At 63.9% G+C, this 23,031-nt stretch carries 20 protein-coding genes; 13 read left to right on the plus strand and 7 right to left on the minus strand.

The window, feature by feature from the left end; translation table 11 throughout:
- Positions 1-315 precede the first annotated feature (315 nt).
- The gene (locus P9220_RS16080; RefSeq protein ID WP_309766004.1) at positions 316-972 is read left to right on the plus strand and encodes a hypothetical protein; all 657 of its coding nucleotides are present in this window, start codon (positions 316-318) and stop codon (positions 970-972) included.
- A gap of 76 nt (positions 973-1,048) precedes the next feature.
- On the opposite strand, the gene P9220_RS16085 is transcribed toward P9220_RS16080, so the two are convergent.
- From P9220_RS16085 to P9220_RS16095, 3 genes are all read right to left on the minus strand, one after another.
- A complete protein-coding gene (locus P9220_RS16085; protein ID WP_309766005.1) occupies positions 1,049-2,449 on the minus strand; it encodes an NCS2 family permease in 1,401 nt (466 codons plus the stop codon).
- A 287-nt stretch (positions 2,450-2,736) separates the two neighbouring features.
- Positions 2,737-4,464 carry a gamma-glutamyltransferase gene (gene ggt / locus P9220_RS16090; protein WP_309766006.1) on the minus strand — a complete coding sequence of 576 codons (1,728 nt, stop codon included), beginning with the start codon at positions 4,462-4,464 and terminating at the stop codon, positions 2,737-2,739.
- 53 nt (positions 4,465-4,517) lie between these two features.
- Positions 4,518-5,279: a glucose 1-dehydrogenase gene (locus P9220_RS16095; RefSeq protein WP_309766008.1), complete on the minus strand. Its 762-nt coding sequence runs from the start codon at positions 5,277-5,279 to the stop codon at positions 4,518-4,520.
- Between the two features lie 160 nt (positions 5,280-5,439).
- On the opposite strand from P9220_RS16095, the gene P9220_RS16100 reads away from it, so the two are divergent.
- From P9220_RS16100 to P9220_RS16150, 11 genes are all read left to right on the plus strand, one after another.
- Positions 5,440-5,913 carry a VOC family protein gene (locus P9220_RS16100; protein ID WP_309766009.1) on the plus strand — a complete coding sequence of 158 codons (474 nt, stop codon included), beginning with the start codon at positions 5,440-5,442 and terminating at the stop codon, positions 5,911-5,913.
- Positions 5,914-6,248: 335 nt separating this feature from the next.
- The gene (locus P9220_RS16105; protein ID WP_309766011.1) at positions 6,249-7,886 is read left to right on the plus strand and encodes a peptide ABC transporter substrate-binding protein; all 1,638 of its coding nucleotides are present in this window, start codon (positions 6,249-6,251) and stop codon (positions 7,884-7,886) included.
- Between the two features lie 18 nt (positions 7,887-7,904).
- Positions 7,905-8,825 (plus strand): ABC transporter permease subunit, encoded by a 921-nt coding sequence (locus P9220_RS16110; protein ID WP_309766012.1) that lies wholly within the window; start codon positions 7,905-7,907, stop codon positions 8,823-8,825.
- An 11-nt stretch (positions 8,826-8,836) separates the two neighbouring features.
- Positions 8,837-9,727, plus strand: coding sequence for an ABC transporter permease subunit (locus P9220_RS16115; RefSeq protein WP_309766013.1), 891 nt, complete (start codon positions 8,837-8,839; stop codon positions 9,725-9,727).
- 3 nt (positions 9,728-9,730) lie between these two features.
- The gene (locus P9220_RS16120; RefSeq protein ID WP_309766014.1) at positions 9,731-10,726 is read left to right on the plus strand and encodes an oligopeptide/dipeptide ABC transporter ATP-binding protein; all 996 of its coding nucleotides are present in this window, start codon (positions 9,731-9,733) and stop codon (positions 10,724-10,726) included.
- Positions 10,719-11,702 (plus strand): murein tripeptide/oligopeptide ABC transporter ATP binding protein OppF, encoded by a 984-nt coding sequence (gene oppF, locus P9220_RS16125; RefSeq protein ID WP_309766015.1) that lies wholly within the window; start codon positions 10,719-10,721, stop codon positions 11,700-11,702. The genes P9220_RS16120 and oppF overlap by 8 nt, the downstream gene beginning before the upstream one ends.
- A gap of 194 nt (positions 11,703-11,896) precedes the next feature.
- On the plus strand, positions 11,897-13,294 hold the full coding sequence (locus tag P9220_RS16130) for an OprD family outer membrane porin (RefSeq protein ID WP_309766016.1): 1,398 nt from the start codon (positions 11,897-11,899) through the stop codon (positions 13,292-13,294).
- 354 nt (positions 13,295-13,648) lie between these two features.
- The gene (oxlT, locus tag P9220_RS16135) at positions 13,649-14,959 is read left to right on the plus strand and encodes an oxalate/formate MFS antiporter (RefSeq protein WP_309766018.1); all 1,311 of its coding nucleotides are present in this window, start codon (positions 13,649-13,651) and stop codon (positions 14,957-14,959) included.
- Between the two features lie 133 nt (positions 14,960-15,092).
- Entirely contained in the window at positions 15,093-16,217 is a 1,125-nt protein-coding gene (locus P9220_RS16140; RefSeq protein WP_309766019.1) for an MGDG synthase family glycosyltransferase, read from the plus strand.
- On the plus strand, positions 16,214-16,696 hold the full coding sequence (locus P9220_RS16145) for a hypothetical protein (protein ID WP_309766020.1): 483 nt from the start codon (positions 16,214-16,216) through the stop codon (positions 16,694-16,696). Before P9220_RS16140 ends, P9220_RS16145 begins: the two co-directional genes overlap by 4 nt.
- The gene (locus tag P9220_RS16150; RefSeq protein ID WP_404980263.1) at positions 16,689-17,369 is read left to right on the plus strand and encodes a dual specificity protein phosphatase family protein; all 681 of its coding nucleotides are present in this window, start codon (positions 16,689-16,691) and stop codon (positions 17,367-17,369) included. Before P9220_RS16145 ends, P9220_RS16150 begins: the two co-directional genes overlap by 8 nt.
- A gap of 147 nt (positions 17,370-17,516) precedes the next feature.
- Here the strand turns inward: P9220_RS16150 and P9220_RS16155 are convergent, their stop codons facing one another.
- The 4 genes from P9220_RS16155 to hmpA form a co-directional block, all read right to left on the minus strand.
- A complete protein-coding gene (locus P9220_RS16155) occupies positions 17,517-18,746 on the minus strand; it encodes an NnrS family protein (RefSeq protein ID WP_309766021.1) in 1,230 nt (409 codons plus the stop codon).
- Between the two features lie 19 nt (positions 18,747-18,765).
- Positions 18,766-19,167, minus strand: coding sequence for a cupin domain-containing protein (locus tag P9220_RS16160; RefSeq protein WP_309766022.1), 402 nt, complete (start codon positions 19,165-19,167; stop codon positions 18,766-18,768).
- A 12-nt stretch (positions 19,168-19,179) separates the two neighbouring features.
- Entirely contained in the window at positions 19,180-19,617 is a 438-nt protein-coding gene (locus P9220_RS16165; protein WP_309766023.1) for a carboxymuconolactone decarboxylase family protein, read from the minus strand.
- A 179-nt stretch (positions 19,618-19,796) separates the two neighbouring features.
- A complete protein-coding gene (gene hmpA, locus P9220_RS16170) occupies positions 19,797-20,981 on the minus strand; it encodes an NO-inducible flavohemoprotein (RefSeq protein ID WP_309766024.1) in 1,185 nt (394 codons plus the stop codon).
- Positions 20,982-21,092: 111 nt separating this feature from the next.
- Between hmpA and norR the strand changes: the two genes are divergently transcribed.
- On the plus strand, positions 21,093-22,679 hold the full coding sequence (gene norR, locus P9220_RS16175) for a nitric oxide reductase transcriptional regulator NorR (protein WP_309766025.1): 1,587 nt from the start codon (positions 21,093-21,095) through the stop codon (positions 22,677-22,679).
- The last annotated feature ends 352 nt before the right edge of the window (positions 22,680-23,031 follow it).

Here is a 23,031-nt window from a genome sequence, read left to right on the forward strand (position 1 = left end):
GGTCACAGAGTTTCAGGCAGTATCGAGCAGTATTGGACAAAGCCCCCGAAAGCGCATGCTTTCGGGGGCTTTGTTGTTTTCGCTCCGTAAATGTCGATTAACGCGCTTCCGTTCGGTCTATCAAAAATTACACAATCCTTCGCTCATTGGTCTTCGCGTAAGGGAAAATCGACGCTGGCCGCATCGACGGCCGTTTTCGTTTTGCGTTCGGCCTCACATGCCGGACCGTGAGGCAATCATAAAAATCAAAAGAGGTTTGGAAGTGAATTGCGTGGGAAAAATCGAGAATAGCTTCTCCGCATTGTCTTTCTGGTATTGGCGACCATTTCGCTGATTTACGCCGTCGTGCTGGCCGTACCCGCCTGGCTGAATATCCGAGCGCAACCGGCTGAAATCAGTGAGGCTAAAACCATCAGCGGATCGGCGTTTCGCCTGGATAGCGCTGAATCCGCTTCGAGTCAAGAATCGTCTGCCGCAGAGAAAAGCTCCGACAACAGTGAAAACGCCAAACTGGCTGACGAGTTGTTTCGAGTCCTAGATTCGCACGGCAAGAAATTGGTAGGCGCCGAACACGAAACTCATATGGAATCGGTGCGCAGTGCGGTCGATAGCTGGGCCGCAAGCGAAGAATACGGCGTGGAATTCGTAAAGGCGCAAACGAAATTCATGGACGAAGTGCTGTCACGGCCTGATGTCGCCAAGCGCATCAAAGGTTCCGAGGCCGAGTTCTACGATGTGACGGGTGGTGTTTTTAGCCAGTTCGTCGTCGAATATCAGAAAGAAAAGGACCGCATCGCCGCAGACAAGGCGAAAGCGCAAGAGGCGGCGACCGCAAAGAATATGGAAGGACTCAAGGCGCTTAGCATCATTGGCGGCGCCATCGCTTCTTTCATTACGCTGGTGCTGATGCTCGTGATGTTCCGTGTCGATAGAAGCATTCGGCAGATCGCGAATCTTCAAAAGAACGCCTGACCACTTCCGCTGCAAGTCCGTGAAATAACAAACGGCGCGCTTTTCTCAAAGCGCGCCGTTCTCACATTCAAACCCGTCAGATCGCCCAGCCGCCCAAATAAAATACCGCGAGCACCACCGCGATCGCCACCGTTCCCACATTCAGCTTGCGGAATTCCCCGGCCACGATCCGCCCGATCACCAGCGTGCAGAAACCCAGCATGATCCCGGTCACGATGTTCGCCGTGAGCACGATGAAGACGGCGCACACGAGGCCCGACATCGTGTCGACGGTATCGTCCATATGCAGTTTGGCGACATTGCCGAGCATCAGCAGCCCGACGTACATCAGCGCGGGCGCGGTCGCGTAGGAAGGCACGAGGCCCGCGAGCGGCGACAGGAACATCACCGCCAGAAAGAGCACGCCGACGACGCTCGCCGCGAGCCCCGTCTTCGCGCCCGCCGCCACGCCGACCGACGACTCGATATACGCCGCCGCCGGCGCACCGCCGAAGCACGCCGAGAAGATCGAACTCAGCGAATCCGCCGTCAGCGCGCGGCCGCCGTTCACGATGCGCCCGTTCGCGTCGATCTGGCCAGCCTGGCCCGCAACGGCGCGGATCGTGCCGGTGGCGTCGAACACGGCGGTCATCACCAGCGCGAGGACGCTCGGCAGCACGGCCATCGACAGCGCGCCCTTGATGTCCATCGCGCCGATCAGCGACGCATGGCCCGGCGCGGACAGCGAAGGCAGCGCGAACACGCCATGAAAGCGCACCGACGGATCGAACGCCAGACCGATCGCCGACAAGCCGACGACCACCAGCAGGATGCCGCCCGGCACGCGCCGGCGCTCCAGACCGAAGATCGCGGCGAGGCCCAGCACCGACATCAGCACCGGGAAGGCCGTGATGTGGCCGAGCGAAACCGGCATGCCGGGCGCCGGATTCTTGACGATCAGCCCCACATCGTTCGATGCGATCAGCAACAGAAACAAGCCGATGCCGATGCCCGTCCCATGCGCGACGCCCGTCGGCAGGTTGCGAAGAATCCACGAGCGCACGCCCGTGATGGAGATCGCGGTGAAAACGACGCCCATCAGGAACACCGCGCCCAGCGCGACAGCGGGCGACAAGCCCTTGCCGAGCACGAGGCCGAATGCCGTGAACGCCGTCAGCGAAATCGCGCAGCCGATGGCGATCGGCAAGCGCGCCCACACGCCCATCAGGAGCGAGCCGAACGCCGTCGTCAGGCACACGGCGACGAACACGGCGCTCGTATCGAAACCCGCCTTGCCGAGCATGCCGGGCACGACGAACACCGAATAGACCATCGCGAGAAACGTCGTCACACCGGCGACGACCTCGCGCTTCTGCGTGCTGCCGGATCGCGAGATACCGAAATAGCGGTCGATGAAGCCGTCGCGCGCCGTCTGAATCTCGTCTGTCTGATCAGCGGAAGGGATGTCGCCAAGCTGCCGGGCGGGGGATTCCAACATGATGAGCTGCTCCTTTATCAGCACGCTGAAACGGATGTCCGTGCGCGCACGGCAGCTCCGTCGTCAGGGTCGTCTCGTATGATTTTCTTGATGTGGGCCGCATGCATCGCCGGAAGGCTGCACTCGGTCAGGCAAAGACTAGGTGAACGGGATACGCGGTCCAATCCCGAGAAAAACATTCCGCCCATGCGAACATTCTTATATTTCTGAAAACCCACGCAAAACGGACGTGTGAACAGTCGAAGCAAAGGCCGGACTAGGGCAAACGCCTAGTCCGGCAAGACGGGTTAGCGGATGACCTGCGATACGCCGCGTCCACGCGGATCCGACATCGGCTCAGGCGTCGTATCGTCGATGCGGATGGCCTGAATGTCGCCATTGAAGCCCTGCATCGTGAATGTATAGCCCTTTGCTTCGAGCTCTTTCACGACATCCGCGTCGAGCTGATGATACGGCTCCTGGTAGATCGTGTTCGGCGGCAGCAGTTGATGGTGAAAGCGCGTGGCGCCCACTGCGTCGGCGAGCGGCATCCTGAAGTCGTAGACGTTCGACAGCACCTGAAAGATCGACGTAAAGATGCGCGAGCCGCCCGGCGTGCCGATCACCATCGCGACCTTGTCGTCCTTCGTGAGAATGGTCGGCGTCATCGACGAGAGCGGGCGCTTGCGCGGCGCGATGGCGTTCGCGTCGCTGCCGACCACGCCGAACATGTTCGCGACGCCCGGCTTCGCGGAGAAGTCGTCCATCTCGTCGTTCAGCACGATGCCCGTGCCTTCCGCGATCACGCCCGAACCGAAGTAGCCGTTGATCGTGTACGTGTTCGACACCGCGTTGCCCCACTTGTCGACGACCGAGAAGTGCGTCGTCTCGGCCTTCTCCGGCATGGACGTGCCGAGGCCCGGCTGGACGCTCTTCGTATCCGACGGCGCATCGGGATTGACCTCCTGCGCACGCTTGAGGATGTAGTCGTCGTCGGTCAGTTGCGCGACCGGCACCTTGTAAAAGTCCGGGTCGCCGAGATATTGCGCGCGGTCGGCGAACACGCGCTTTTCGATTTCCGCGACGAGATGAATGTACTGCGCGGAGTCGAGCGGCACGCCTTCGAACTTGTCCTTCAGGTCCGCTTTCATCTTCAGCAACTGCACGAGGCCGATGCCGCCGGAGCTCGGCGGCGGCGCGGTGATCACGCGATAGCCGTTCCAGCTCGCCACCACCGGCTGCCGCCATACCGCCTTGTACTCCTTCAGGTCCCGCTCGGTGATGAGGCCGTGGCCGGTCATCGACGTGGCGATCAGTTCGGCGGTCTTGCCCTGGTAGAAGCCCTTCGAGCCCTTGTCGGCGATGCGCTGCAACGTGTCGGCCAGATCGGGCTGCCTGAACACCTGGCCCGCCTTCATGCTGCCGAAATAGAGATCGAAGTTCGTCTTGCCGGCGAATTCCTTCGATGCGCGGTCGCGCCGCTCGACAAGCTGATCGTCGACGACGAAGCCATCTGCCGCGTACTTGATGGCCGGTGCGAGCACCTGCTTCCACTTGAGCTTGCCGAAGCGCTTCTGCGCTTCCCACATGCCGTCGACGGTGCCCGGCACGCCCACCGCGCGGTGCCCGTAGAGGCTCATGCCCTTGATGACTTCGCCCTTGTCGTCGAGATACATGTTGCGCGTGGCGGCGATGGGCGCGCGTTCGCGGTAGTCGAGGAAGTACGGACGATGGTCGACGTACAGCGTCATGAAGCCGCCGCCGCCGATGTTGCCCGCCTCCGGATAGGTGACCGCCAGCGAGAACGCGATCGCCACGGCCGCATCGACGGCATTGCCGCCCTGGCGGAATATCTGGGCGGCGGTATCGGCGGCATATTTGTCGGCGACGGCCACCGCCGAGGCGGTCAGTACCTGTGGCTGCGCTTGCGGCGCGCGGGCATGAGCGGGCGTGCTCTCGACGAAGCCGGCCACGCTGAACGCGGCGGCGGCCATGGCCGTGAGCGCGAGGGATCGAAAGCGATGTTGCTGGTTCAACGGCATCTCCTGCGTTCTCCTTCCTCGACAATGGGTTAGCGCTTATAACACGATTAGGGCATCAACTGGCCGCCGTTCACGTCGATGATTTGCCCCGTCACGTACCGCGACATCGCCTCCGACGCGAGATAGAGGAACGCGCCGCTGCAATCGTCCGGCTCGCCGACGAAGCCCATCGGAATGGCTTTGCGGAACGCGTCCAGTTGCTCCGGCGTCGTGAATCGCTCATGAAACGGCGTTTCGATGACACCCGGCGCGACCGCGTTCACGCGAATGCGATCCGCGACCAGTTCCTTCGCCATGCCCTTGGTGATCGTGCTGACGAAGCCCTTCGACGCGGCATAGAGCAGCGCGCCCGGCCCGCCGCCGTTGCGCGCCGCAACAGAGGTCACGTTGATGATCGAACCGCCGCCGCCCTCGCGCAGCGACGGCAACGCCGCACGCGTGAACGCCACGACCGAACGCGCATTGATGTGCATGATCTCGTCGAAAAGCTCGTCGGTGACGGACGCGATCGGCTCGCGCTTCACGAGACTGCCCGCGTTGTTGATGAGCACGTCGATCTTGCCGAACGCCTCGACGGTGGCGGCGACGGCGGCGTCGATGGCTTTCGAATCGCGAACGTCCGCGCCGACGGTGATCGCCGAAACGCCGAGCGCGCGCACGTCCTTCGCGACTTCTTCGGCTTGGTCCTTCGAGCTGTTGTAGTGCACCGCGACATTCGCGCCGTATTGCCCGAACGCGCGCGCCGCCGCAGCGCCGATGCCGGTGCTCGCGCCGGTGATGAGAACCGATTTACCTTTCAGATCGTGCATGTGTGCTCCGTGGTCGAAGGATGTAAATGGGTGCTGCGAACCCGCAGTATGAGGCAAACCGGCGCTTTGCCACGCCCGGCCAAAAGCGGCACCATGACGATTGCCGCGCGATGAACCGTCGTCTGCGCGCCCAACCCTTCGCCAGAATCAGGAGGCACACATGAATGCACAGGTCGATCCCATCCCCGAAGGCCGTCACGGCGTCATTCCGTACATCGCGGTCGCGGGCGGCGTCACGGCCATCGACTTTTACAAGAAGGCCTTCGGCGCCACCGAAGTGTTCAGCATGCAGGATCCGGGCGGGCGCATCGGCCATGCGGAACTGCTGATCGGCGGCAATCCTTTTTATCTGAGCGACGAGTATCCGGAGATGGACGTGAAAGGCCCGCTCGCGGTCGGCGGCACGCCGGTGATGCTGCATCTGTATGTCGATGACGTCGATGCCGTCGTGCAGCGCGCGCTCGACGAAGGCGCGACCATCGTCCGTCCGGTCGAAGACCAGTTCTATGGCGACCGCGGCGGCAAGCTGCGCGATCCGTTCGGCCACATGTGGTGGATCGCGACGCACAAGGAGGACGTATCGCCGGAAGAACTGCGCGCGCGCGCCGAGCGGCTGTTCGGCAACGGGGCGTGACGCATCGGCATTGAAATCATCCGGCCGGCGCGATCACGACCGCGCCGGCCTCTGCGCGCCGACAGCCATCCGTATCGCCCGGGCGGACGAAAATTCGCAAAATTTGGTCATGTTTCGGCTCAGGTAGGTGGCATCCGCCTTATTGATGCGAAATACTCGCGCCCAGCCGCGAGACACTTCGAAGCCGTCAGGGACACTTCCGGACGGTGATTCGAATCACGCCTGGTTAGGCAACCTAACGGTTGGTGCAGTCCGCTTCGCCTGCGCGCGATAAGCCAGGCGACGCGTGAAGCATCCACAACAAGCAAAAGAACGAGACAAACAGGAGGAACCCGATGAAGTCATTCGCCGCTCTCACTTTCAATCGCACGGCGCTGGCCGCCGCCGGCATGGCGTTCGCGCTCGGCGCGCTGTCGCTGCCGGCCGTGGCCGCCATCGTGCCGCAGGGCGTCGTGCTTGCCGCGAAGCAGGAACTCGTGCGCAACAACGGCTCCGAGGTCGAGACGCTCGACCCGGCGCTCGTCGAATCCGTCGGCGCGGCGAATCTCGGACGCGACTTGTTCGAAGGCCTGACGGTCACCAACGGCGACGGCGCCGTGATGCCCGGCGTCGCCGAGAAGTGGGAGCAGAAGGACCCGGTCACGTGGGTATTTCATCTGCGCAAGAACGCGCGCTGGTCCAACGGGCAGAACGTGACGGCGAACGACTTCGTCTACGGATGCCAGCGCTTCATCGACCCGAAAATGGCGTCGCCTTACGGCAACGTGTTCGGTCCGTTCCTGCTGAACGGCGCGGAGATCGTCGCGGGCAAGAAGCCGGTGAGCGCGCTCGGCGTGCGCGCCATCGACGCGCTCACGCTCGAAGTCAAAACCGCCGGCCCGGTGCCGTTCCTGCCCGAACTGATGTCGAATCCCAATCTCGGGCCGGTGCATCGCGCGACCGTCGAAAAGTATGGGCGCGACTGGACGAAGCCGGGCAATCTCGTCAGCAACGGTCCGTTCCAGTTGAAGGACTGGCAGGTCAACAGCAAGCTCGTGCTGACGAAGAACCCGAATTACTGGGACAAGGACCACGTGCAACTGACGCAGGTGACGTATCTCCCGGTCGAGGACGAAAACACCGACGTCAAGCTCTTCCAGTCGGGCGACAACGACATGACGTATCAGATGCCCACGGGCAGCTATGCGAAGTATCGCCAGCAGTTTCCGAACGACACGCGCAACTCGCTGATTCTCGGCACGCGATACTACAGCTTCAACAACCGCGATCCGCTGCTGAAGGACGTGCGCGTGCGCAAGGCGCTCTCGATGGTCATCGACCGCGACCTGCTCGCGCAGCGCGTGACCGCCGACGGCCAGACGCCGATGTACGGCCTGATGCCGAAGGGCGTGAGCGGCGCGGACGTGTCCAGCTACGAGTGGGCCTCGTGGCCGATGAACAAGCGCGTCGAAGAAGCGAAGAAGCTGCTCGAGCAGGCGGGCGTGAAGCCGGGCACGAAGCTGCGTTTCGCGATGAACACGAGCGACTACAACAAGAAGATGGCGATCTTCGCGGCGTCCGAATGGAAGACGAAGCTGGGCCTCGCCACCGATATCGAATCGATGGAATTCAAGGTGCTGCTCAAGAAGCGCCATGACGGCGACTATCAGATTGCGCGCAACGGCTGGGTGGCCGACTACAACGACGCCACGACCTTCCTGCAACTCGTGCAGTGCAAGTCGACGCAGAACGACAACTTCAACTGCAATCCGAAGGCCGACGCGCTGATCGCGCAGGCCAGCGAAACGACTGACCAGGCGAAGCGCAAGCAACTGCTGACCGAAGCCGCGAAGCTCGTGATGGACGACTACCCGATGCTCCCGCTGCTGCAATACGGCCTGCCGCGCCTCGTCAGGAGCTACGTGGGCGGCTATTCGCTGAAGAACCCGATGGATCATTACGCCAGCAAGGATCTCTACATCGTCAAGCACTGACGCACAGGAGCCGTTCGCATGTGGTCCTATACGCTGCGGCGCGTGTTGCTCACGCTGCCGACATTGCTGATCGTCGTGACGGTCTGCTACCTCCTTCTGCACGCAACGCCGGGCGGCCCGTTCGACGGCGAGCGCAAGGTGTCCGCCGAAGTGCTTGCGAATCTGCAGGCCAAGTACCACCTCGGCGAGCCGTTGTGGAAGCAGTATCTGCTCTATCTCGACGGCCTCGTGCACGGCGATCTGGGCGCGTCGTTCCGTTACGCCGACTGGAGCGTCAACGAGCTCGTGCTGCGCGCGCTGCCGGTGTCGCTTGCGATCGGCGGGGTGTCGATGGCGCTGGCGATCGTCGTCGGCGTGCTGCTCGGCGTCGCGGCGGCGCTGCGCCGCAACAGCATCGCCGATTACGCGCTGATGCTCGTCAGCAATGCGGGCAACGCGTTTCCGTCGTTCGTGATCGGGCCGGTGCTGATCCTCGTGTTCGCCATCGCGTTGAAGTGGCTCCCGGCGGGCGGCTGGAACAACTTCGATGCGCGCTACATGGTGTTGCCCGTCGCGCTGCTGGTAATGATCAACGTCGCGACGGTCGGACGCGTGACGCGCGTGAGTCTCATCGAAGTGATGAACACGCCGTATATCCGCACCGCGCGCGCGAAAGGCCTGGCGATGCGGACGATCGTGCTGCGTCATGCGCTGAAGCCGACGCTGATTCCGGTCGTCTCGGTGATCGGCCCGCTCGCGATCCAGTCGATCACGGCGGCGGTCGTCACGGAGTCCGTGTTCTCGCTGCCGGGCATCGGCAAGCTGATCGTGAATGGCGCGGCCAATCGCGATTACACGCTCGTGCTCGGCCTGGTCGTGCTCGTCACGGTCGTGGCCGTGCTGCTCAACCTGCTGGTCGACCTCGCTTACGCGTGGCTCGATCCGAAGATCCGCTACTGAGAGGGCGCGCGATGAAATCAGCTTCTCTGGGCGCCACGCTCGAAAAAGCGGTCGCGGGCCGCAGTCCGTGGCAAGACGCCCGCACGCGCTTTGTGCGCAACAAGGCGGCGGTCGTGAGCCTCGCGCTGCTCGCGGCGATCACGCTCGCGTGCATCGCCGGTCCTTGGCTGTTGCCGAATCAGTTCGATTCCGCCGACTGGAACGCGATGAGCGTGCCGCCCACGTTCGCCAACTGGCATCTCTTCGGCACCGACGAAACCGGCCGCGACCTGTTCGTGCGCTGTCTGGTCGGCGGCCGCGTCTCGCTGATGATCGGCGCGCTCGCCACGCTCACGTCGGTCACGCTCGGCATCGTCTGGGGCGCGGTGGCGGGGTTCATCGGCGGGCGCGTCGACAACGCGATGATGCGCTTCGTCGACATGATGTACGCCATTCCGTACCTGCTGATCGCCATTCTCATGGTGACGCTGCTCGGCCGCGAGTTTTATCTCGTGGTGCTGACCATCACCGTGTTTTCGTGGATGGACATGGCGCGCGTCGTGCGCGGCCAGACGCTGTCGATCCGCTCGAAAGAGTACGTCGAAGCGGCGCGGGCCATCGGCGTGCCGACGCGGCGCATCATCGTGCGGCATGTCGTGCCGAACCTGCTGGGCATCGTCGCGATCTACACGACCGTCACCGTGCCGGGCGTGATTCTCACGGAATCGGTGTTGTCGTTTCTCGGTCTCGGCGTGCAGGAACCGATGACGAGCTGGGGCGTGCTGATTCAGGACGGCGTCGGCGTCATGGAATCCGCGCCGTGGATTCTGCTGTTCCCGGCCGCAATGCTCTCCGTCACGCTCTATTGCATCAACTTTGTCGGCGACGGGCTGCGCGACGCGCTCGATCCGAAGGACAGGTGAGCCATGCCGCTACTGGAAGTCAACGGCCTGCAGGTCGAATTCAGGACGCACGACGCCGCCGTGCGCGCCGTCAACGGCGTGAGCTTCACGCTGGAAGAGGGCGAGACGCTCGGCATCGTCGGCGAGTCCGGCTCGGGCAAGAGCCAGAGCGTGCTCGCCATGCTGGGGCTGCTCGCATCGAACGGACGCGCGACAGGCGAGGCGCTGTATCGCGGCGAGCACCTGCTCGGGATGTCCGCGAAGGCGCTCAACCGCATTCGCGGCAATCGTCTCTCGATGATTTTTCAGGACCCGATGAGCTCGCTCAATCCGTATCTGACCGTCGAGCGGCAGATGACGGAAGTGCTGGAGCTGCACAAGAACCTGACGCGCCGCGAAGCGAGAAAGCGCGCCATTTCCATGCTCGAAGCCGTGCGGATTCCGGAGGCCGCGCATCGCATCGGACAGTATCCGCACGAGTTGTCGGGCGGCATGCGGCAGCGCGTGATGATCGCGATGGCGCTGCTCTGCGAGCCGGAAGTGCTCTTCGCCGACGAGCCGACCACCGCGCTCGACGTGACCGTGCAGGCGCAGGTGCTGCAACTCCTGCGCGACCTGCAGCGGGACTTCGGCACGTCCATCGTGCTGATCACGCACGATCTGGGCGTCGTCGCCGGGCTGTGCGAAAAGGTCATGGTGATGTACGGCGGCCGCGTGATGGAGCAGTGCGACGCCGCCACGCTGTTCGCGAAGCCGTCGCATCCGTACACCATCGGCTTGCTGCGCGCGCTGCCGCGGCTCGATCAGCAGGGCGGCGAACTCGCGGGCATCCCTGGCAATCCGCCGAACATGGCGCATCCGCCCGCGGGTTGCCCTTTCCATGAACGCTGCGCCGATGCAACCGCCGAATGCGCCATGCACGCGCCTGCGCTCGCGCACGCCGGCCCGCGCTGGCTGCGCGCGTGTCACCGCCCCGTCGATGCAATGACCACGCGTTACCAGGAGTCGAGCCATGTCTGACGCAACGATCCTTTCGGTGCGCGACATGCGCGTGCATTTCCAGGTGAAGGCAAAGAGCCGTCTGCCGTGGGCGCCTTCGCGCACGCTGAAGGCGGTCGACGGCGTGAGCTTCGACCTGCGCGCCGGCGAAACGCTCGGCGTCGTCGGCGAATCGGGCTGCGGCAAGTCCACGCTCTCGCGCGCGATCCTCAATCTCATTCCCGCGACGCACGGCGACATCGTATGGATGGGCGCGAAGCTGACGCGGGCATCGGCGCGCGAATGGCACGCGGTCCGCGCCGATGTGCAGATGATCTTCCAGGACCCGCTGGCCTCGCTGGATCCGCGCATGACGATCGGGCAGATCATCGCGGAGCCGTTGACGGAGCATCGGCCGGGCATGAGCCGGCAGGAAATCGACACTCGCGTGCGCGCGATGATGACGAGGGTCGGCCTGCGCGAACAGATGATCAACCGCTATCCGCATGAATTCTCGGGCGGGCAATGTCAGCGCGTCGGTATTGCGCGGGCGCTGATCGTCGAGCCGAAGCTCGTTATCTGCGACGAGCCGGTGTCCGCGCTCGATGTGTCGATTCAGGCGCAGATCGTCAATCTGCTGAAGACATTGCAGGCCGAGTTCAAGCTGTCGCTGATCTTCATCGCGCACGATCTGGCCGTCGTGCGGCACATTTCGGATCGCGTGATGGTGATGTATCTCGGCCGCGTGATGGAGCTAGCCGACAAGGAGGCGCTCTATGACACGCCGCGCCATCCCTACACGCGCGCGTTGCTGTCGGCGGTGCCGGTGCCCGATCCGGCGATCGAACGCGGCAAGGTCGTGCAGATTCTTTCGGGCGATATTCCGAGCCCCATCGATCCGCCTGCCGGATGCGTGTTCCATACGCGCTGCCCGATGGCGCAGGCGCGCTGCGCACAGGAAGTGCCCGCGTTACGTGCGTTGACTCCTGGTGCTTCCGCTGCGTGTCATTTTGCGTAGTGAATCGATATCCTAACTAATCCGATACGGAGTCAGTCAGCCGTCTTAGAGAACGCTAAGTCCACGCATCGCCCGCCCTCATATAAGCCAAAGCACGTTGTCGTCCGCCGACTCTTCCGGTCGCCGGGCGTGGCTCGTTGCATCCCGTTGTTTTGTCGTTAGCAGGTTGAGTCAGGAGTCTGGAGATACGTTTCATGAAAAAACAAAAAGCATCAGTTGCCCTTTCGATTTTGCTGTTCAGCGGCTTCATGGCCGCGAACGTTGCCGCATATGGCGAGGAAGCCGATACCGAGCCGCCCTCGCGCCACACGGAAGCCGTTCCGAATTCCCCGCCCAATACCGAAGCCGACGCGCCGATCAGCAATCAGGCGAAAGCAAAAGGCTTCATCGAGGATTCACATTTCAACCTGCTCGGGCGGTCTTTTACGGAGCACGATGAATTCAAGGGCGCCGGCAAGAAGGACGCCTGGGTGCTCGGCGCGCAGGCCGTTTTCGAGTCGGGTTATACGCGCGGGCTCATCGGGCTGGGCGCGGATGTATCGCTCTTCGGCGCGTTGAAGCTCAATGGCGGCGATGGCGCGGGCAATCGTGTGCACGTCGGCACGGACGGCGGCGGGTCGCATCAGCTTGCATGGGCGTATCCGGGCGTGTGGGACGTGAAGGCGCGTGCGTCGAACACCGTGCTGAAATACGGTCAGCAACTCTTCGATAACCCGTTCCTCGTGCCGCACGACAACCGCGCGCTGCCGCCGACGTATCGCGGCTTCTCGCTCGCTAGCGAAGAGTTCAGGAATCTCACGCTGAAGGCCGGCACGGTGGATGGCGTGATCGCGCGCGGCATGACCACCGTGACGGGACTGAAGACGGAATACGGCGGCACGCATGTGTCGCAGTTCACGTATTTCGGCGGCGACTGGACGCACGGCGACGACACCGCGGTCTCGCTGTACGGAAGCGTGGCGAACAACGTGTGGCAGCAGTACTACCTCTCGGCGACGCAGAGCATCGGCGATTCGAAGACCGTCCGCTGGACCGGCGCGCTGAACTACTACTACACGGGCGCGATCGGCGACAAACGGCAAGGGCCGATCAACAACAACGCGTACAGCCTCGCGCTGGCCGGCACGCACGGCGCGCATACGCTCCAGTTCGCGTTCCAGCAGATTCTCGGCGATCAGATGTTCGACTACATGGGCCAGTCGGGCGGCGATTATCTGTCGAACTCGCTCGACGTGGATTACAACCAGCCGCATGAGAAGTCGGTGAGTCTCTCGTATTCGCTGAACATGAAGGACTACGGCGTGCCGGGAATGAAGGTAACGATGTGGGGCGCATACGGCTGGGGCGCCGATGGCAGCGCGATGGCCAACAGCGGCACGGCCAATGCGGCCAGCTACGTCGTGAACGGCCGGCCCTTGCACGGTTCGCATTACGAATTCGGCATCATTCCCGGCTACACGGTCCCCGACGGCAGGTTCAAGAACACGTCGATCAAGTTCTACTACATGCATCATCACGGCAGCGAGTTTTACCCGGATGGCACGAGCAACGTGTATCGCCTGATGGTGAACGTTCCGTTCAACGTTTTCTGACGTGCGATGCTTGAATTCGGATGGCGTAAACCCTACAAATTCCGACCTTTACATTACGTTTAACTTTCATCTATAACGTGAGGGCGTGCAGCGGATTGCCATGTCTCGCCCACGCTCATCGCCCGGCAGGCTTTATTCCTGCCGGGCTTTTTTTTTGCGCTGCGCCGCGCTGCGACATGCCTTTCAGCAACTTACGAAAAGCGCTGTCCTAAGTGAAAACCCCGCCGTTTCTTTCGCTTGACTTACTTGATATATCACATACTGTGTATATGCGATGACGCCGTATCGGCGGCATCGTAAGAGGCGTCGCTCGACGTCCGATTACACAAAGGCAGCAGTGCCAAGGAGACAGGCATGGACCAGATGAATCGCCAGGAGGGGGCGTCGCGTCTAGCGTCGCCGTGGGTGCAATTGGTGTTCGGCGTGATCTGTATGGCGATGATCGCCAACATGCAGTACGGATGGACACTCTTCGTCAATCCGATCGACGAGAAATATCACTGGGGCCGCGCCGCGATTCAGGTGGCGTTCACGATCTTCGTCGTCACCGAAACATGGCTCGTGCCGGTGGAAGGCTATCTGGTCGACAAGTACGGGCCGCGTCCGGTGGTCGTCGGCGGTGGATTGCTGTGTGCGATCGCCTGGGCGATGAACTCCGTGGCGTCGTCCTTGCCGCTCCTGTATCTGGCGGCCGCGATCGGCGGCGTCGGCGCGGGCGCGGTGTACGGCACGTGCGTCGGCAATGCGCTGAAGTGGTTCCCCACGCGGCGCGGGCTCGCGGCGGGCATTACGGCGGCGGGCTTCGGCATGGGATCGGCGGCGACCGTGGTGCCGATCGCCCACATGATCAAGTCGAGCGGTTACGAAGCGACCTTCCTGTGGTTCGGGCTGGGGCAGGGCCTCGTCGTGTTCCTGCTCGGCATGGCGCTCTACGCGCCGCCCGCGCACATGCTCGCGGCGGTGAAGACGACGTTGAAGCGCGCGGTGTACAACGCGAGTCCGAAGCAGGTGCTGGCGTCGCCGATCTTCTGGGTGATGTACCTGATGTTCGTGATGATGGCCGCCGGTGGTCTGATGGCGACCGCGCAGCTCGGTCCCATCGCGAAGGACTTCGGCCTGCAGGATTCGCCCGTGTCGATACTCGGCCTGACGCTGCCCGCGCTGACGTTCGCGCTGACCATCGACCGAGTGCTCAATGGCCTGACGCGGCCGTTTTTCGGCTGGGTATCCGACAAGATCGGACGCGAGAACACGATGTTCGTCGCGTTCGCCATCGAGGCGGTCGGCATCGTCGCGCTGTCGAAGTTCGGGCATAACCCGGTGGCGTTCGTCGTGCTGACGGGCATCGTGTTCTTCGCCTGGGGCGAGATCTATAGCCTGTTCCCGGCGACGTGCGGCGACACCTTCGGACCGAAGTTCGCGGCGACCAACGCGGGCCTGCTGTACACGGCGAAGGGCACGGCCGCGCTGCTGGTGCCGTTCTCGAGCGTGATCACGAAGGCGACCGGAAGCTGGCACTCGGTCTTCATGCTGGCAGCGGGGATGGCCGCCATCGCGGCGCTGCTCGCGCTCTTCGTGCTGAAGCCGATGCGCAGCGCGCACACGCAGAAGCATGCGAGGGATGCGGGCGTCGATATGGGGTATTCGCCGGCTGTGAAGGAGTGAGAACGAACGCGTGAGCCATACCCGCGACTGTGAAAATCCATGCAATCGCGGTTGAACTGAAGCAAGGGCGGCTATGATCCAGCCCGTCCGCGCGGCGTGCGTCGCGCGGACGGTTTCCGCTCATTTGCTTCGCATGTCAAAACTTCTCCTTCTCAGCGTGAGCGCCGGCGCGGGTCACGCACGCGCCGCCGAGGCGCTTCGCGCCCACGCCGCGCTTCATCCTTCCGGCGTCGAAGCCGTGCACCTCGACGTCATGGACTTCGTCCCGGCGAGCTTCCGTGCGCTCTACGCGGACTTCTACGTCAAGCTGGTCACGCATCAGCCGGCGCTTTGGAGCTACCTCTATCAGAGGACCGACAACGCCTCCCCGCGATCCTTCGGCGAGCGTGTGCGACGCGCCGTCGAGCGGCTCAACTGCCGCGCGCTGAAAGCAGAAATCGCACGTCATCACGCCGATGCCATCGTCTGCACGCACTTTCTGCCGGCCGAATTGCTGTCGCGCGAGCGTCGCAAGGGCAATCTGCAGACGCCGGTGTGGGTGCAGGTGACGGACTTCGACCTGCATCGATTGTGGGTCGTGCCGCACATGCAAGGCTATTTCGCCGCCAACGATGAAATCGCCTGCCGCATGCGCGAACGCGGTCTGCCGGCAGAATCCGTTCACGTCAGCGGCATCCCGGTGATGCCCGCCTTCGCGGAGCAGCACGATCGCGCAGCGTGCGCGGCGCAGTTCGGTCTGGATCCGCATCGCCCGACGTTCCTGATGATGTCCGGCGGCGCAGGGCTCGGCGGGCTCGATACGCTCGCCGCGCGCTTGTTGTCGATGGACGCGGATTTTCAGCTGATCGCGCTCGCGGGCCGCAACGAAGCGCTGCTGAACGCATTGCGCGAAGTCGCGCGCCGTCATCCGGGCCGATTGCTGCCGATGGGCTTCACATCGCAAGTCGAACGGCTGATGGCGTGCGCCGATCTCGTCATCACGAAGCCCGGCGGACTCACCACATCCGAATGCCTCGCGATGGGCGTGCCGATGATCGTCAATTCACCGATTCCCGGCCAGGAAGAACGCAACGCCGATTTCCTGCTCGAACGGGGCGTCGCGCTGAAAGCCGTCGATGCCGCCGCGCTCGAATATCGCATCCGCGCGCTGCTGAACGATTGGGCGCAACTCGACGCGATGCGCGGCCGCATCGCGCCGATCGCGCGTCCGCACGCGGCGCGTGTCGTGCTCGACACCGTGCTGGGGACAGCAGCATGAGCCGCCGTGCATGTCATCTCGTTGCGCTGATCGCGTGGGTCGTGCTGCTCGGGTTCTTCTTCGCCAACGTCGAGATTCAGATCGAAGGCAGCGCGGGATGGGCTGCGAATCTGCCGACGTGGCGCATCGAACATCACTGGCTGCTCGACATCTTCTGGGGCGGCCGGCCCATGACCGGCTATCACGCGTGGGTGTTCCCGTTCGTCGCGCTGTTCTTTCATCTGCCGGCCGTCTTCTTTGCGCGATGGTCGTGGCGTATCGAGGCGCGCATCGTCGCGTGCATCATGACATTCTGGCTCGTCGAGGATTTCCTGTGGTTCGTGCTGAATCCGGCCTACGGCATCGCGCGGTTCGATCCGCATCACGTGCCGTGGCACAAGCACTGGATCGCATTTGCGCCGACCGATTACTGGACGATGACCGCCGCCGCGTGCGTGCTGTTCTTCCTGTCGGCGAAGAAGGAATCGCGTCGTGCGTAGGATCGTGTCCGTCGCGTTCTATGGCGCGGGCGTCGCGGCGGCAGTGTTCGCGGTTGCGTCGATGCTCAAGGCCGCGCCGCTCGTCACGCACGCGGGCAATCCGCATGCGATGCCCGTCGCCGCCCGGCCGCTGAACTGGGCGGAGCCGATGGTCTATACGCACGTCGACAACCTGCATCGCATTACGCCGTCGCTGTATCGGAGCGCGCAAATCACCGCGGACGATCTGCCGCGTTTGCGCGCGCTCGGCATCCGCAAGATCATCAGTTTCCGCTCGTTTCATTCCGATGACGGGTTGCTGGCGGGAAGCGGCATCGCGCTGCAGCGCATCCGCATCAACACCTGGAACATTCGCGACGAGGACATGATCGCCGCGCTCCAGGCGCTACGCCACGTGGACCGCGACGGCCCCGTTCTCATCCACTGCCAGCACGGCGCGGATCGCACGGGGCTCGTGTCGGCGCTGTATCGCGTGGTGTATCAGGGATGGACCAAGGGGCAGGCGGAAGACGAACTGCTGAACGGCGGCTACGGCTTTCATCCGGTGTGGGGAAACATCCGGCGCTATCTTGAAAACGTGGATGTGGACAGGCTGAGGCGAGAAGCGGGCGCCTCAGAACCGGGTGCCGACGCTGCATCCGCCGAAGCCGCCGCCGTTGGTGGCCCAGCCTGAACAGCCGAAGAGTCCGCATCCGCCGAGCATGAGCGATGCGACGATGAGTACGGCGACAATGCGAAGGCGTTTCATGGCGACAAGCAGGTTTCTGACGATCGCGCGCATTGTCCCCGACGCGGCGCGCGCCACTGTCAAAAACCGTCGTCAGCCGGGTTTGCCATCCGCACGCGGGCGAACGAGCCGTGACGCGTACGCCGTCACATAGATCGCGAAGGCGAGAATCCAGCACGATCCCGCGCCGATGATCCACCACCCCTGCGCCGATGGCGCCGCTATCGGCCCGAACACACGCAGCGCGCTTGCCGACATCACGAGCGCATAACAAGCGATGTCCCATCGATCCGCCACCAGCAGCAAGCCGGTGTGACCGCGCGCGGTGCGCGTGATCATTGCGATGATCGCGCCGCCGACGACGCCCGCCGTGAACGCGTGCATCGCAAGCGTATGCGGCACGCGTGGCGACCCCGCCGTGCTCAGCGCGAGCAGCGCAAAGCCGATCGGCAGCCACGCATACGCGAGATGCAGAATCATGACGATGGGCCGTCCGCGCACCGCGTGAGCGCGCCAGCCGGCGAGCCGCGCCAGATGCACGCCGCACGCGAAGAGGGCGAGGACCGCGACGAACGCGCGGCCGGGCGCGAAGGCATCGGCGAGCAGGGCCGCGAGGGTGAGCGGCGCGGCGGCGATCTCGACGACGCGCCATCGACGCGTGACGAAGCCGGGAATCGCGTTGGCGGTGAACATCGGAATCACGCGTCCGCCGATGACGCTCACCAGCATGACGACGATGCCCGCCGCCGCCTCGATGCACGCCATCGCCAGATCAGGACGCGCGGCCAGCGTGAAACCGTGGGACATGGCGTTCAGTCCGCCGAACGCCAGCAGCATGGGCACGACGAAATAATTGCGCCGGTTGCCGGCCTTCACGAGCACGCGCAACAGCGCGAGCGCGACGAGCGGCAAAAACGCGCTGTCGACGATCGCAGCGGGCAGGGCAGGCCCGCTCCACACCAGCACGCGCGCCGCGAGCCACAACGCGACGAGCGCGGCGAGCAGTCCGCCTTTCGCGGTATCGCGTCCGGTCCACGCGCGCACGGCCGTCAGCAGAAAGCCCGCGACGATCGCCCCCGCGAAACCGAAGACCATCTCGTGCGCGTGCCAGCCGATCGGGTCGGCGCGCAGCAGATAGCCTCCGAAAAGCGGCACGCCACGCAAGACCAACAGCCAGACGACGAGCGCGACGGCCGAAAATGCCGCGCCGCCGAGATACAGCGGCCGGAAGCCGAGATTGAACAAGGCGAAGCGCGATGGATTCCCGGAGCCGCGCCCGCGCGGTGCGGCGACGAATATCGGTGCGGCTTCAGGGGTCTTCATTCTGTCCTCGCTACATGAGTCAATGCGGAATCGGCGACTTGACGGGATCGCCTTCCCCGGCGATCGCGAATACGAGCAACACGGCGCGCTCCGTCCCGCTCGCGTTCTTCGCCACGATGTGATGCGCGCCGGGCGGCTCATACCACGATTCGCCCGGCCCATGCGTCTTCGCCGCCGATCCTTCCAGTTGCGACACGACATGCCCTTCGAGCACATACACGAAGATCGATCCGGGATGCCGATGCGCCTGCGACGCCTGCCCCGGCTCGAACGCGACTGTCGCCATCAGGACGTTCTTGCCCGGCGCTTCGGGCAACGCCTGCTTCATCAGCGGCGTGACGCTTTCCTCATCGCCGCCGTGCGCCCATGCGCCCGACACTGCGATGGCCAGCGCCGCTGCGACAATTCGACGAATGCTCATGGCGCGTGCTCCTCACTCGGGCATCTTGCGGAACGCGATCGCAAAGCGATTCCAGCTGTTGATCGCGGAGACGAGCAAGGTGAGGTCGGCGATCTCCTCGTCGCTGAAATGCGGCTTGACGGCTTCCCATACGGCGTCCGGCACGTGGTCCTGCGCGATCAGCGTGAGGGCCTCGGTCCATTCGAGCGCGGCGCGTTCGCGGTCGGTGAAGAAGGGCGTTTCGCGCCACGTGACGACCGTCGCGAGACGCCGGTCCGTTTCGCCGCCCTTGCGCGCGTCGGTCGTGTGCATGTCGACGCAGAACGCGCAGCCGTTGATCTGCGACGCGCGCAGCCGCACGAGTTCGGCGAGCGACTTCTCGATCGATGACTTGCCGATGCGCTCTTCGACGCCGATCAGCGCCTTGATTGCGGCGGGGCTGGCTTTGTAGAAGTCGAGACGGGGTTGCATGAATAGCTCCTTTATCGGTTATGAGACGTGCGCAGCGCGCTGTCACATCGACAGATTAGGCGCGTTGCTGGCGCGGTGACATGACCGGTTTCGGAGGATTTCAGGTGACCAGTCGGGCGGCAGGGGGAGGCGTGGCCGCGCGTCGTTGCCCGGCCACGCCTCGCTCCAAGAGGACGACGTTATTCGAGCGACGAAGCCGGCCCGAAGAATTCATACCGGCTCTGCGACTCCGGCACGCCCAGCGCCTTCAGATGCTTCTTCACCGCCTTCATGAACGACTTCGGGCCGAGGAAATACGCGTCCACGTCGCGGTTCTTCGGCAGCCATTTGTCGAGCAGCGCCTCGGTGACGAAGCCGAAACCGTGCGCTTCGCGATCGCCGTCGCGCTGTTGCTCATAGCAGTAGAAGTGCTTCAGTTGCGGATGACGCGCCGCGAGATCCTCGATGACCGCGCGGAACGCATGCACGCCGCCATGCCGCGCTGCGTGGATGAAGTGGATCGGCCGCGTGGTCGCCGTGAGCGCGGCTTGCAGCATCGCGAGCGTCGGGGTGATGCCGACGCCGCCGCTGATCAGCACCAGCGGCTTTTCGCTATGGTCGAGCCTGAAGTCGCCGGCGGGCGGATAGAGTTCGAGCGTGTCGCGTTCGTGCACCCGGTCGTGCAGGAAGTTCGAGACCTTGCCCTCCGGCTCGCGTTTCACGCTGATGCGGTATTCGCGTCCGTTCGGCGCGGCGGACAGCGAGTAATTGCGGCGCACTTCTTCCCCGTCGATGACCATGCGCAGCCCGATGTACTGGCCCGGATGAAAGTCGAGCAGGGCGCCGCCGTCCTCGGGCACGAGATAGAACGACGCGATCTCGTCGCTCTCGGCGACCTTGCGCGCGACAACGAAACGCCGCGTGCCGCGCCATCCGCCCGGCGCCTTCTCCCGCTCGCTGTAGATGCCTTCTTCGAGGCCGATCAGCAAGTCGGCCAGTTGCTGATACGCCGCGGCCCATGCCTCGATGACGGCATCGGTGGCGATCTCTTCGCCGAGCACTTCGCGGATGGCGCGCAACAGGCACTTTCCGACGATCGGATAATGCTCCGCCTGAATGTCGAGCGCGACGTGCTTGTTGATGATCTGCCCGACGAGGCCGCCGAGCTTTTCGAGTTCATCGATGTGACGCGCGTACATCAGCACGCCGTTGGCCAGCGCGCGCTGCTGCGCGCCGCTGGCCTGGTGTGCCTGATTGAACATCGGCCGCACTTCCGGATACTCGTTGAGCATCATCGCGTAGAAGTGGCGGGTGAGCGCCTCGCCGCCGCTTTCCAGCAGCGGAACAGTAGCTTTGACGATGGCGCGGTGTTCTGCTGACAGCATGGTTGTAGTCCTCGTGACAATGGCAAAGGGTGTGCTTCGCGTTCGGCCGAATCTTATACAGATTCTGTGCCAGTATAGAATCTCCACATAATCAACTGCTTAACTCGCGCCATGGTCGATACAACACTGGTCAAACGGACTGCCGACGTAGTCGCAATGACCTCGCGCGTCCTGCTCGACGCGCTGGTGCCGCTCATTGAAGACCTGTCGCGCGACATGCCGGACACCGAACGCTACCGGCGTTTGCTCAGCACACTGCGTGCACTCTTTCCCGGCGATGCCGCAGCGTTGTTGCGCCTCGACGGCGATACGCTCGTGCCGCTGGCCATCGACGGCCTCGCGAGCGATACGCTCGGCCGGCGCTTCCGCGTTGGCGAGCATCCCCGCTTCGCGCGAATCCTCGCCCGCCCGGAACCGACGCGCTTTCCCGCCAACTCCGAGCTTCCCGATCCCTACGACGGCCTCGTCAAGCACGCGGGCGCGAGCCTCGAAGTCCACGACTGCCTCGGCAGCCCGCTTTTCGTCGACGGGCGACCGTGGGGATTGCTGACACTCGATGCGCTCGATCCCGCGCGCTTCGACGGCATCGACATGGCTTCGTTGCAGGCGTTTCTGAGTCTCGCGGCGGCGACCGTGAGCGTCGCGGAGCGCATCGACAGGCTCGCGCGGACAAGCGAGGCCGAACGCCAGCGCGCGGAGGTGTATCGGCAGGCGAGCGGCCCGCGCCGCAAGGAGATGATCGGCAGCAGCGCGAGTCACAGGCATCTGATGGACGAGATCGCGATTGTCGCGTCGAGCGATCTCACCGTGCTCGTGACGGGCGAAACGGGCGTCGGCAAGGAACTCGTCGCGAGTGAGATTCACGCGCTGTCGCCGCGCGCGGACAAGCCGCTCGTGAGCCTCAATTGCGCCGCGCTGCCGGACACGCTCGTCGAGAGCGAACTCTTCGGGCATGTGCGCGGGGCGTTCTCGGGTGCATCGGCGGACAGGCGCGGGAAGTTCGAACTCGCGGACGGCGGCACGCTCTTTCTCGACGAAGTCGGCGAGTTGCCGCTCGCCATTCAGGCGAAGCTGCTGCGCGTCTTGCAGAACGGTCAGTTGCAGCGGATCGGATCGGACAGCGAGCATCGGGTGGATGTGCGGCTGATCGCCGCCACCAATCGCGATCTCGCCGACGAAGTGCGCGCCGGGCGTTTCCGGGCTGACCTGTATCACCGGCTGTCGGTCTATCCGCTCGTGGTGCCGCCGCTGCGCGAGCGGGGCCGCGATGTCTTGCTGCTCGCGGGCTACTTCCTGGAAGAGAACCGTTCGCGGCTCGGCCTGCTGAGCTTGCGGCTGTCGGCCGACGCGCAGGCCGCGCTGCTGGCCTATCGCTGGCCCGGGAACGTGCGCGAGCTCGAGCATCTGATCGGACGCAGCGCGCTGAAGGCGCTCGCGGCGCATCGGGAGCGGCCGCGCATTCTCACGCTGACGGCCGGCGACTTCGGCATCGCCGATACCGCGAACGCCGCATCGCCGCCCGCGCCGGTATCGACTGCGCCGGGCGCGGATTTCCGCGAAGCCGTGACCGCCTACGAGCGCACGCTGATCCTCGATTCGCTCGCGCGCAACGGTCAGAACTGGGCATCGACCGCGCGGGAGCTGGGCATCGACCGCGCGAACCTGAATCGGCTCGCACGCCGGCTCGGTCTCAAGTGACGCGTCGGGCGGCGTCTCGAAAATGGTCGTCGCACGCCGACGGCGCAGCACCGGCGCGCGTCTCATGCGATCTACCGCTCAGTTGAACATCCCAAAATAATGCGTCTCTTTGTCCAAACGCAAAGAAACGTGTCTTCTTGTCACGCGTATCGATAACAAGTATTGAGACAATCTCCGGGCTGGAGAAAACGGGGACTTCCTCCTAACATTCGAGAAGCCAGGCACAACCCGTCATCGGCAAGACCTTTGCAGTGCTTTGAAGAAGCGCGCCGGCATGGATCGAACGTGGGATCGAACCTTCGCGGCGCGTCAAGAACGGCAACTCGACACGGGGGATACGTGGGAAACGTGG

It is taken from the genome of Caballeronia sp. LZ016 (assembly GCF_031450805.1).
Classification (GTDB): Bacteria; Pseudomonadota; Gammaproteobacteria; order Burkholderiales; family Burkholderiaceae; genus Caballeronia.

What these genes read in the sequence shown, in the direction of transcription:
- P9220_RS16160 (WP_309766022.1), bottom strand. Translation starts at nt 19,167, where the DNA reads ATGAGCATTCGTCGAATTGTCGCAGCGGCGCTGGCCATCGCAGTGTCG.
- P9220_RS16095 (WP_309766008.1), bottom strand. Translation starts at nt 5,279, where the DNA reads ATGCACGATCTGAAAGGTAAATCGGTTCTCATCACCGGCGCGAGCACC.
- P9220_RS16120 (WP_309766014.1), top strand. Translation starts at nt 9,731, where the DNA reads ATGCCGCTACTGGAAGTCAACGGCCTGCAGGTCGAATTCAGGACGCAC.
- norR (WP_309766025.1), top strand. Translation starts at nt 21,093, where the DNA reads ATGGTCGATACAACACTGGTCAAACGGACTGCCGACGTAGTCGCAATG.
- P9220_RS16165 (WP_309766023.1), bottom strand. Translation starts at nt 19,617, where the DNA reads ATGCAACCCCGTCTCGACTTCTACAAAGCCAGCCCCGCCGCAATCAAG.
- P9220_RS16115 (WP_309766013.1), top strand. Translation starts at nt 8,837, where the DNA reads ATGAAATCAGCTTCTCTGGGCGCCACGCTCGAAAAAGCGGTCGCGGGC.
- P9220_RS16145 (WP_309766020.1), top strand. Translation starts at nt 16,214, where the DNA reads ATGAGCCGCCGTGCATGTCATCTCGTTGCGCTGATCGCGTGGGTCGTG.
- P9220_RS16110 (WP_309766012.1), top strand. Translation starts at nt 7,905, where the DNA reads ATGTGGTCCTATACGCTGCGGCGCGTGTTGCTCACGCTGCCGACATTG.
- hmpA (WP_309766024.1), bottom strand. Translation starts at nt 20,981, where the DNA reads ATGCTGTCAGCAGAACACCGCGCCATCGTCAAAGCTACTGTTCCGCTG.
- P9220_RS16140 (WP_309766019.1), top strand. Translation starts at nt 15,093, where the DNA reads ATGTCAAAACTTCTCCTTCTCAGCGTGAGCGCCGGCGCGGGTCACGCA.
- P9220_RS16155 (WP_309766021.1), bottom strand. Translation starts at nt 18,746, where the DNA reads ATGAAGACCCCTGAAGCCGCACCGATATTCGTCGCCGCACCGCGCGGG.
- P9220_RS16130 (WP_309766016.1), top strand. Translation starts at nt 11,897, where the DNA reads ATGAAAAAACAAAAAGCATCAGTTGCCCTTTCGATTTTGCTGTTCAGC.
- oppF (WP_309766015.1), top strand. Translation starts at nt 10,719, where the DNA reads ATGTCTGACGCAACGATCCTTTCGGTGCGCGACATGCGCGTGCATTTC.
- P9220_RS16085 (WP_309766005.1), bottom strand. Translation starts at nt 2,449, where the DNA reads ATGTTGGAATCCCCCGCCCGGCAGCTTGGCGACATCCCTTCCGCTGAT.
- P9220_RS16100 (WP_309766009.1), top strand. Translation starts at nt 5,440, where the DNA reads ATGAATGCACAGGTCGATCCCATCCCCGAAGGCCGTCACGGCGTCATT.
- P9220_RS16105 (WP_309766011.1), top strand. Translation starts at nt 6,249, where the DNA reads ATGAAGTCATTCGCCGCTCTCACTTTCAATCGCACGGCGCTGGCCGCC.
- oxlT (WP_309766018.1), top strand. Translation starts at nt 13,649, where the DNA reads ATGGACCAGATGAATCGCCAGGAGGGGGCGTCGCGTCTAGCGTCGCCG.